This window comes from Treponema sp. (genome assembly GCF_045657965.1).
In the GTDB taxonomy this organism is placed as follows: Bacteria; Spirochaetota; Spirochaetia; order Treponematales; family Treponemataceae; genus Treponema_D.
The window spans coordinates 1-7978 of the sequence record NZ_JAZOUG010000307.1 but is presented as its reverse complement, the minus strand read 5'-3'; the positions used below and the strand labels follow the sequence as shown (position 1 = coordinate 7978).

General features: G+C 40.6%; 6 protein-coding genes. 1 reads left to right on the top strand and 5 read right to left on the bottom strand.

Annotated elements, in window-relative coordinates; genetic code table 11:
• The 5 genes from ACKI5B_RS11720 to ACKI5B_RS11700 all read right to left on the bottom strand — a co-directional run.
• Nucleotides 1-785, bottom strand: a 785-nt coding sequence (locus ACKI5B_RS11720) for a hypothetical protein (protein ID WP_407428966.1), incomplete at its 3' end; no start/stop codon positions are given.
• A 137-nt stretch (nucleotides 786-922) separates the two neighbouring features.
• The gene (locus ACKI5B_RS11715) at nucleotides 923-1720 is read right to left on the bottom strand and encodes a hypothetical protein (protein WP_407428964.1); all 798 of its coding nucleotides are present in this window, start codon (nucleotides 1718-1720) and stop codon (nucleotides 923-925) included.
• Between the two features lie 173 nt (nucleotides 1721-1893).
• On the bottom strand, nucleotides 1894-3180 hold the full coding sequence (locus tag ACKI5B_RS11710) for an integron integrase (RefSeq protein ID WP_407428962.1): 1287 nt from the start codon (nucleotides 3178-3180) through the stop codon (nucleotides 1894-1896).
• Nucleotides 3181-3232: 52 nt separating this feature from the next.
• Nucleotides 3233-5284 carry an ABC-F family ATP-binding cassette domain-containing protein gene (locus tag ACKI5B_RS11705; RefSeq protein WP_407428960.1) on the bottom strand — a complete coding sequence of 684 codons (2052 nt, stop codon included), beginning with the start codon at nucleotides 5282-5284 and terminating at the stop codon, nucleotides 3233-3235.
• An 8-nt stretch (nucleotides 5285-5292) separates the two neighbouring features.
• Nucleotides 5293-6654: an SH3 domain-containing protein gene (locus tag ACKI5B_RS11700; protein WP_407428958.1), complete on the bottom strand. Its 1362-nt coding sequence runs from the start codon at nucleotides 6652-6654 to the stop codon at nucleotides 5293-5295.
• 72 nt (nucleotides 6655-6726) lie between these two features.
• Between ACKI5B_RS11700 and ACKI5B_RS11695 the strand changes: the two genes are divergently transcribed.
• On the top strand, nucleotides 6727-7978 hold a 1252-nt coding region (locus ACKI5B_RS11695), incomplete at its 3' end, for an FAD-dependent oxidoreductase (RefSeq protein WP_407428956.1).

Here is a 7978-nt window from a genome sequence, read left to right as displayed (position 1 = left end):
AGTGATAATTCTGTAAAAGCTTCAATTTTATTTAAAATTTTACCGTTTTTATAAACGGGAGAGAAATTTACTAAAATTTCACTCAGTTTATTATCTTTTGTCAAATATACCGTAATAATATTGCCTTCTGTTTTTCCAACAGAAATTACTTTATTTGGTTTTACACCTTCCATCTCAATATAATATGAAATTGTTCCATCATTTAATTCATCTTCTTTTTCTACTTTAGTGATCTTTGTGAAACCACATTTTTCGAAAATAGGACTAATTTCTGCATAGTCATTTTCAGAAATTCCAAATCTTTCATAAGCAGGAATTTGGCTTTCTTTTATGGCTTCTTTTTTCTTATTTGCATTTGAGATATTGCATTGAACAATTATAAATGCAATAACAGCAAAAATAACAAACTTTAATTTTCCACCCTTTTTCTTTTTAGTATAGACACTTTTTTCTGAATCAGAAGTTTCATCTGAGTTTGATAACTTTGATTCTACAAATTCCTTAAAATCTTTTGCCAAATTATAGTTTTTCTTGCCATTAAAAAGAACAGAGTCATCATCTAATGCTGCTTCTCCTTTTTTCTTATTAAAAATTCTTTCATCTCCAAATTCGACAATTCGTATATATCCAGCCGTGCCCATATTGGACTCATCAATTTCAATTGATTTTATCCTGCTGTACGGAATCTTTTTTTCGTAAGAACCAAAAGCGAATGATTTTTGTTTTATTACAACATATCCTTCCTCTGTTGTAATAATTTTTCCGGTGTTGCCCTTAAAATTCATAATTTTCTCCATTCTTATAAAATTTATGAAATTTGTAATATGCAACTACCAGCCCAGTGGGCTGTGAGCATAACAACTGGTTGTACCGCAGGCAGCTTGACTGCCTGTCGGCTACGAACCTTTGTTATGCTTTTTTCTTAACACCAACAAATTGGATTTCCTGTTTTATCAGATGCATCCAACAATTTAATAAAAGTATTGTATTTAAATTTAAACTCGTCTTTCATATTCCAATTTTGTTCTTCAAAATAAAAATTTAATTTTTTTTGCTTATCAAAAATATGTGGCATATGAAAGATTGGTATTTCAATTTTATTATTTTCAGCTGCATATATATATTTATTGTCATTTATTTTTTCGACAGAAAACTTGTTTGCTTCAAAAATTACATTTTTGTTTTTTTCTATTCTGATTTTACCTTTATAAGAATGTAACTCTATATCGTCATTCTTGCATAATAATTCATCTATTTCATTCCCTGCATTTCCTTCAATATACCAATTACAATCTTTTGTTTCTAAATAATAAGTAGTTAATTTCTTTTCAATAAATCTTTTTAAATCATCTCTGAATTGATTATTGAATTTTATAGGCATAAAACCGTCATTATAATCTGGAAGTTGAGTTCCAAGTGCAGGGAATTCTTTTTCTCCACCGAGCCAATATATACAAGATTTTAACCATCCCATTCCACTTACATTTGCAATCCATTCATTGCAAAAATCCATATCTTCGTGTTCACAAGGATTACTACAATACCATTCATTATATAATTCTTTGATTTTTTCTTTAGATTCTTTCACAGTTTTAGGAAGTACATCTGGTAATTCTAAATACAAACACTCTGGATAAGTTTTAATAAATTGAGAATACTTGAAAGGTTTTGTTTTACCAAGTTCATAACAATTACATCTTACAAATGCATCGTATCCCATTTTTATTTACCCTTTATTTCCAGCCCAGTGGGCTGTGAGCATAACATAATTTCGCCGTATCCGTTTAAATCCCCGTACACCAAATTCGCCGTTTAATGTGCGAAAAAAAATAAACGCATCTCTTAATAGTATCACAGTTTTTATCTAAACTCCAGCATTTAAACGGAAACCATTTAATGCGCTCCCTCTTCATTTCCCGACAAAATCTCATCCAGCGGGCTAATTACTTCTTTTGCTCCCCGATTCAGCACATGCGTGTAAATCATCGTTGTGCGGATATCGCTGTGGCCTAAAAGCTCTTGTACCGTGCGGATGTCATAGCCATTTTCAAGCAGGTGCGTGGCGAAAGAATGGCGGAATGTGTGGCAGCTGGCATTTTTTATGATTCCTGCATCTCGGACTGCATTTTTTACTGCTTTCTGTAAAATGCTCTCGTCCATGTGATGGCGGCCTTCTTCGCCAGTCTTTTCGTTCTTCCACCGGTTTTTCTGAGGAAACAGCCACTGCCAGCGGAATTCTTTCGCACAATCTGGGGAGCGTTTTTCAACATTCGGCGGGAGAAGAACTTTTCCCCACCCTTCGGCAAGGTCTTTCCCATGGATTTTTTTTACTTCTGCAATATGTTTCTTAAGTTTTGGGACAAGACTTTTGGGAAGCATAACCCGCCGGTCTTTTCCGCCTTTTCCATATCTGATTGTAATTTCAGCTCTTTCAAAATCAATATCCAGAATTCTAAGGCACAGCAGTTCGTTCAGTCTCATTCCGGTTCCATAGAGAAGTTCTACGGCAAGTTTTTTACTCTCTTCAAGATGTGCAATTACCGAGGCAATTTCGTTTTTTGTCAAAACTACGGGAGCACGTTTTTTATTTTTCGCATGGATAAGTTTTTTAAAATTTTCAGGATTTTCGCCACGGACAAAACGGAAAAAAAACAGAAGGGCGGCCAGTGCCTGATTTTGGGTAGATGCGCTTACATTTTCATTTACGGCAAGATTTGTAAGAAATCCATTGATTTGACTTTGACTTTCTGATTTAAAATCTTTGTGCACATACAGAAATTTTTTTACCCAGAAAATATAGTTTTCCATTGTGCGCGGGCTATAATGGCGGGCTATAAGTACTTCCTTGAGTTTTTGAATTTCCTGAGAAATGGTGTTATTCATGGAAGAATCTGATGTTTTTGGTGGAATTTTCTTTTCTGTTCCCGTTTCTGATTGATTGATTTTTTCGGCAAGTTCTTCTGCTTCTTCATCTGTAATAGAAAATTCTTTTGTGTCGTAAAGATTTTTAAGAAGTGTGTCCACAGATTTTTGATTATCCGGGATAAGCCAGATTTTCTTTTCTGGAACATAAATTCTGTTCGGAACAGAACGGACTGAGTTCAACATTCCAAGAGAAAAGTTTCCGTTGAAATCAATTGCAATATTTGCAGGATTTGCTGATTTTATTGTAATCGTCATGCTTTTAATATAATGAAAAAAAGCGTAAACGGCACTTTTTTCACAATATTTCTTACATCTCTTCCAATGACATTGCCGCTTCTTCCCACTGCTCGTTGAGTTCGTCGAGTTTTTTTGAAAGTTCCGCAATTTTTGCCTGAACAGCCTTAGCTTTTTCGCCGTTTGAGTAAACTTCCGGCTCTGCCATTTTGTTTTCTTCGAGAGATTTTTCTTCTTCGACTTTAGCGATTTCTTCTTCTATCTGAGAAACGCGTTTTTCTGCCTTGCGCTTTTCTGCTTCAAGCTTTTTCTTTTCTTCGTAAGAAAGGCGGGCTGAAGATTTTTCACTTTCCTGCGGTAGGGATTGTAGGGGCGGCGTAGCCGTTGATAAGCTGCTTGCAGCGTTCAATGGAGCGTTAGCGGAACCCCGCAAAGCCCGGCCAGCCGAAAGGCTGGAACCGCCCGAATTTTCCATTTTCAAATTTCCGTTTTCCGTTGGAATCTCTCCATTCGCTTCCCTCTCCAAGCGTTCCATGTAATAGCGGTAGTCTCCGGGGAATGTGCGGAACTGGCCCGGTTTGAGCTCGAGGACACGTGTTGAAAGCTCTTCGATAAAACCGCGGTCGTGGCTTACAAAAATTACCGTGCCGCCGAAATCTTTGAGCGCTTCGAGAAGAACGTCCTTTGAGTGCATGTCGAGGTGGTTTGTCGGTTCATCGAGAATGAGAAGATTTACAGGCTTCAAAAGCAGCTTTAGAAGAGCCACGCGAGACTTTTCACCGCCGGAAAGAACGTCCAGGCTTTTAAAAACATCGTCGCCGCGGAAAAGGAAGGCTCCGAGCATATCACGCACTTTCGGAATCAGCTCCAGCGGGGCTTCTGCCTCAATCGTCTCTAAAATTGATGCGCTTCCTTTGAGAGTTTCGGCGTTATCCTGACTAAAGTAACCTATAGAAACGCCCGCCCCAAGCTTTACGCTTCCTTCAAAACTGGTGTCTACTCCTGCCAAAATACGCAGAAGGGTCGATTTTCCCGCACCGTTGTGACCTGCAACCACTAATCTGTCGCCGTTTTCAAGCAGAAGGTCGAGGTTGTCCAAAACTTTATGTTCGCCGTCGTAGGATTTTGTAACTCCCTCAAGAGTAGCGACGAGCCGGCCTGAATGTGGAGCCGGTGGAAATTTGAAGTGAATCTTTTTGAGGTTTTCCGGAATTACTATTTCGTGCTCGAGAATCTTGTCGAGCATTTTCTGCCTTTCCTGAGCCTGAGCCGCCTTTGTTGCCTTTGCCCCGAAGCGGTCGATAAATTCCTGAAGGTGCCGGATTTCTTCCTGCTGTTTTTCGTATTCTTTTATGAGCGTTTCAAGTTCCACTTTGCGCACCTTTTCGTAGTGGGTAAAGTTACCTGCGTAGCGGTGCAAATCGCCGTTAAAAAGCTCATAGACTTCGTTGATTGTGTGGTCGAGAAAGTAGCGGTCGTGGCTTACGAGTAAAAATCCGCCTGAAAAATTGTTGAGAAATTTTTCGAGCCATTCGCGCGCTTCAATGTCGAGGTAGTTTGTAGGTTCGTCCAGAAGAAGAATGTCGGGGTTGACCATAAGATTTTTTGCTAGTGCAATCCTCATCTGCCATCCGCCAGAAAATTCTTCGCACTTTTTGTCCAGATCTTCGTGGGAAAAGCCTAAGCCAATCAGAATCTGCTCGGCGGTTGCCTGACGGCGGTTGAAGCCGGACGATTCCATTTCATTGATGATAAAATCGTGGCGTTCAAGGAGTGCGTTCTGATTTCCGAGTCCGGCTTTTAAATCATCGCCGATTTTGTCGAGTTCTTCCTGAAGACGGTAGCCGAATTCAAATGCTTTGTCAGCTTCTTCCCGCAATGTGCAGCCGTGGTGGGTAAGTCCGCTTTGAGGAAGGTATGCGATTCGGGCATCTTTTGACACGGCACGGTTTCCGTCATCAGGAGCAACAAGCCCTGCCATTACCTTAATGAGAGTTGATTTTCCGGTCCCGTTTGCGCCGGTGAGGGCTGCTTTGCTTCCTGCCTGCAAATTTACAGATACATCTTTTAGAATATCACGGTCGCCGAATGCAAGCGACACTTTAGAAAACTGTACGAATGCCATAAAAAATCCTATTTTGCGAAGAACAGAATCATCGGGCTTGCGCTGCGGGAAGTTACTACACCGTCTTTAATCGGTGCGTGCGTTGCATCTTCAAGACGAAGCCCTGTATCAGTAAGCTTGTAAAGGAAATTTACGCCGTCTTCCATTCCTGTGAAGTGCATTGTAAGGACACCGTCGTAAGAAGATTTGAGTGAATTTGCGATAAAGTAATCAAGTGTTACTGTGACACTTCCAAGTGCTTTGTTTGAAATAATTGCCGGCTGCAAAAGCTTGTAGTTGCTCCAGGTAACTGAATTTTCGTTATTAAACTTGATTGTTCCGTAGTTCGAACTTTTGAATACAGGACCTGCCTGAGCGATGCGTTTAAGTTCATCCTGTCTGCGCATAAGCTCATTTGAAATCAGCTCTTCAATATCTTCGCTAAGGGCAACAAGCGTTTCTACTTTCGGTCTGCCCTTTTCTGAATACTGCAAAATCATTGTGTCAGAAGTAGCCCCGCGGATTGACATTTTTAGGTTTGCGCCGGTGAATTCGTATTCCTTTTCAGCAGTTTTTTTGATATCTGTAAACGTCCATGAGCCTGCTGCATTTTCTGTATTCAGGACAGCTGTTCCAGCAAAAACAGAATCTGCGTTTTCATCTATGTTTATTCCAAAAGAAAAGCCGTAATCTGGGTTCATCCGGTTTACATCAATACGGCCAACTTTTATCATATTCTGAAAACTTTCGGGATACCATTTTTTTGTAACTAATGATTCGATAATTGCATTGTCTCCATTTTTGTTTTCACCTTTCAGGTCGTTCATTTTTACGGCAGACTCTTTTACACTTTTAACATCGTAATTCTCTGAGTAAAACAGTTCCAGATTGTGCGAAAAACACCAGCCGTAAGTCCCTGTCTCAGTAAGCACCCTGAGCCACTCACCTTTCATGTTGCCTTTTCCGTTTGTAACGGCTGCTCCTTCACCCTTGTATAGGCAGCGGATTATTTCTCCTTCCCGCAAACGGTAAACCTGTTTTGAAGTATTTACGGCATCTGATCGGATTGGAAGTCCATCAAGCTTTACTGAAGCGTAAGTGTGCTCAAATTCAGAAAAACGTTTCTGCTGACGCAAAGCCTTACCTTTGCTTTCAGGTTCGGTTGCCTGCCATAGAGGAATTTCAAAATTTTCTTTGGAACCTGGAATTGAAACAACATAAACCTGTGAAATATTCGATTTGATATGCACTTTTAAAAGTGTGCCGTCAAAAAGCTCATGTTCCGGATTGCTCCACAAAAGCACGCTGTAACCAAGATTTCTTGTACAGGATAAAAAAAGACCGGATATAAACATTAAAACAGTAATCAAAAATGAATTTTTTTTCAGCATAATGACTTATTATAATAAAAATTCCGCACAGAGTACACAAGAAGAAATAAAATCGCTATAATCTATTCCACTATGGCTGGATTTTATGATTTTTATGATGTAGCTGTCGTTGGCGGAGGTCACGCAGGAATTGAGGCAGCTTTGGCCTCTGCCCGGATGGGGCTCAAAACAGTATTGATTACTCAGACAGTTGATTCAATTTCAAGAATGAGCTGCAATCCTTCAATTGGAGGCATTGCAAAAGGTAACATTGTCCGCGAAATCGATGCTCTGGGCGGTGAAATGGGTAAACTCATCGATAAATCAATGATTCAGTTCCGTATGCTCAATAAAAGCCGGGGACCTGCCGTTCAGGCACCACGAAGCCAGGCAGACAAGCTTTTGTATTCAAGCCTTGCCCGACAGACAGTCGAAACAACGCCTAATCTCTACACTTTAATGGACACTGTTGTAGACATTCTTACCACAGAAAGTGAAACACCTCTTCCACCTTCAGAAAGCAGCCAGAGCGGTCAGATTCCGGGTGAATTTACAGAAAAAAACATTTTAACAGAAGCTGCAAAATCTGGTAAAAGGCAGAAAATCACTGCTGTTGTAACAGAACGCGGCAGGCTTATTCCTGTGCGCTCTGTTGTTCTTACGACAGGAACTTTTTTGGGCGGACGTATTTTTATCGGAGAATACGATGCTCCGTGCGGCAGAATCGGTGAACAGGCAGCCTTCGGTCTCACACAGTCGCTCAACCGTTTAGGCTTTACGACCGGACGCCTTAAGACAGGAACGCCGCCGCGAATTTTACGCCATACTGTCGATTTTACAAATCTTGAAGTTCAGGGCGGTGATGATGTAATCGTTCCGTTCTCTTTTGAAGACGAAGAAGTAAACCGCGAACAGGTTCCCTGCCATTTAGTCTACACAAACGCAGAAACTCATAAAATTATCCGCGAAAATATCGGCCGTTCACCGCTTTATTCAGGAAAAATCCACGGAATAGGTCCGCGCTACTGCCCCTCAATCGAAGACAAGGTAATGCGTTTTGCCGAGCGTGAACGTCATCAGCTTTTTGTAGAGCCGGAAAGTCTTGCAACCGATGAAATCTATCTCAATGGTCTTTCTTCAAGCCTTCCGGAAGAAGTTCAGGACGCATTTTTGCGCACGCTTCCGGGCTTTGAAAACTGCCATGTTGCCCGCCCTGGGTATGCCGTCGAATACGACTACGTTGAGCCGACTCAGCTTTTCCCTTCTCTTGAAACAAAACGAGTTGCAGGGCTTTTTAACGCAGGTCAGATTAACGGAACTTCAGGCTACGAAGAAGCAGCAGGCC